At 60.5% G+C, this 1,903-nt stretch carries 2 protein-coding genes; both read left to right on the top strand.

Annotated elements, in window-relative coordinates:
- On the top strand, nt 1–280 hold a 280-nt coding region (locus tag OUZ52_RS22695), incomplete at its 5' end, for an S-adenosylmethionine decarboxylase (RefSeq protein WP_266160877.1).
- 108 nt (nt 281–388) lie between these two features.
- A partial coding sequence (locus OUZ52_RS22690; RefSeq protein WP_266160876.1) for an NRAMP family divalent metal transporter occupies nt 389–1,903 on the top strand: 1,515 nt, incomplete at its 3' end.

Below are 1,903 nucleotides of genomic sequence, written 5' to 3'. Positions count from 1 at the left end.
GCATGAGGGCGTTATCGGTGCCCTGATTGCCGAGGACATGCATATCGTGGTGCGCACTTTCCCCGAGCGCCAGGCGATGAATGTCGACCTCTACGCCAGGCAAAATCGCAACAGTGACATTGCCATGGCCTTCGAAGTGATGGATGGCCTGCGCGATGACTTCAGGCCCGCCCGCACGGTCTTGCATCGCGTACAACACGGCATCGAATCGCATGCATCCGGCCGCGTGGCGGTCGCGCCAACGCAGGCATTCGCCGGGGCGAGGTGGCAGGCAGCCTGAGGTTATCGCTTGGCGGTGCCTGCCACAAAGGCACAAGGAGATCGGCCTACGGGGCGCGAATAAACCACGTGAGCGGCGAGGTGCTGCTCGCACACTGCTGGGTGTCACATGCTTGAACCATTGAAAACGACAGAAAGCCACGGAACGGCGGTACTCGATAGCGCGCATATCGGCGATATCAAAGGAGCGTTGGGAACCATCGCCCAGAACGACACGGCGCGACGCGATAGTTGGGGTGCGCGCTGGCGCACCTTGCTGGCGATTCTTGGGCCGGGCCTGATTGTCATGGTCGGCGATAATGATGCTGGTGCTTTCAGCACCTATACCCAGGCCGGGCAAAACTACGGCACGACGCTGCTATGGACTTTGACCCTGCTGATTCCCGTGCTTTACGTGAATCAGGAAATGGTCTTGCGGCTCGGCACCGTCACCGGTGTCGGTCACGCGCGATTGATTCTGGAACGGTTTGGAAAGTTCTGGGGTGCCTTCAGCGTCATCGATCTTTTTATTCTCAACGCGCTGACCATCGTCACCGAATTCATCGGTATCAGCCTGGGCCTGGATCATCTGGGCATACCGCGAGGCTGGGGTGTGGCGATATCGGCCCTGCTCATCATCATGGCCGCCAGCACCGGCAATTTCCGTCGTTTCGAGCGGTTCTCGCTGATGCTGGTGCTAGGCAGCCTGGCGCTGGTACCCGTGTTGATCATGATTCATCCGCCGATGGGGCAGCTCTCGCATGATTTGCTGGTGCCGGGCATGCCCAAGGGGGCTGCGCTAAGCGAGGTGATGCTGCTGATCATCGCTATCGTCGGTACCACCGTGGCGCCATGGCAGCTGTTTTTCCAGCAAAGCTATGTGATCGACAAGCGCATCACGCCGCGCTTCATGACCTACGAAAAAATCGATCTGGTCATTGGCATTGTGCTGGTGATTCTTGGCGCGGTGGCGATGATGGGCTTCAGTGCGGCGACCTTTGCGGGCAAGCCCGAGGCCGGTCAGTTTGTCGATGCGGCGGCGGTGGCCGCCGGGGTCGCCAAATACGTTGGGGCTGCGCCGGCTGCGTTGTTCTCCATTGCCTTGATTGACGCCAGCATCATCGGTGCCGCCGCGGTGTCGCTGTCGACGGCGTATGCCATCGGCGATGTGCTATCGCTGCGTCATTCGCTGCATCGCAAGCCCAAGGAAGCCAAAACGTTTTATGGCGTGTATGCCTTGTTGATCGCCATCGCGGCCGCGCTGGTGTTGATCCCCAACGCGCCGCTGGGGTTGATCACCAACGCCGTGCAAACCCTGGCCGGGGTGTTGTTGCCGGGAGCCTCGGTGTTCTTGCTATTGCTGTGCAACGACAAGGCAGTGCTGGGGCCGTGGGTGAATTCGAAGTACACCAATCTGTTTACCGGTGCGGTGGTCGCGGTGCTGGTGCTGCTGTCGATCATTCTCACCGCGTCGGTGCTGTACCCCTCGATCACGAGTACGCAGATTCTCTCGATCCTGATCGGCGGCATGGCGTTAGCCACGACGGCCGCGGTGGTGATGGCTGTGGTGCGCCGTGTACGTGGAGCGCCGGTAGCCGAGGTGATTGATCGCACAGGGCGCGAACACTGGCGCATGCCACCGCTT

The sequence above is a fragment of the Dyella silvatica genome (assembly GCF_026283955.1).
In the GTDB taxonomy this organism is placed as follows: domain Bacteria; phylum Pseudomonadota; class Gammaproteobacteria; order Xanthomonadales; family Rhodanobacteraceae; genus Dyella_C; species Dyella_C silvatica.
This window is presented reverse-complemented; position numbering and strand designations above follow the sequence as displayed.